This is a genomic window from Rhodobium orientis, assembly GCF_003258835.1.
In the GTDB taxonomy this organism is placed as follows: domain Bacteria; phylum Pseudomonadota; class Alphaproteobacteria; order Rhizobiales; family Rhodobiaceae; genus Rhodobium; species Rhodobium orientis.
Genome location: NZ_NPEV01000135.1, coordinates 1 through 289 on the forward strand (window position 1 = coordinate 1; position 289 = coordinate 289).

General features: G+C 44.6%; 1 protein-coding gene. It reads right to left on the reverse strand.

Going from position 1 to position 289, the window contains the following annotated elements; translation table 11 throughout:
• Window positions 1-289: hypothetical protein (locus CH339_RS25540; RefSeq protein WP_210207399.1), on the reverse strand; the 289-nt coding region annotated here is incomplete at both ends.

Genomic DNA, 289 nt, shown 5'->3' on the forward strand with positions numbered 1-289 from the left:
TGACTGGACTTTTGAACGTCTCATCTGCGCCAAGTTTTTCAGCGAAAACACCTGGCTCTGCTTCTTTTTCTGTTTCTTCTGTCTTTCGATCCTTTCCTAAAATAAAGGCAGCAGCAAACGCAACAGCAAATGAGATGGCAAAACCAATCACTGCGAACATGAAGTTGCGTGGAAGCTCGTCAGATATAAACATCGACATACTTGCAAGACCAGGTCCAACAAGAACAAACGCTTGAAGTCCGACAAGTCCAATGAAGATGCCGCCGATGAAAGAACCGATCATGACACT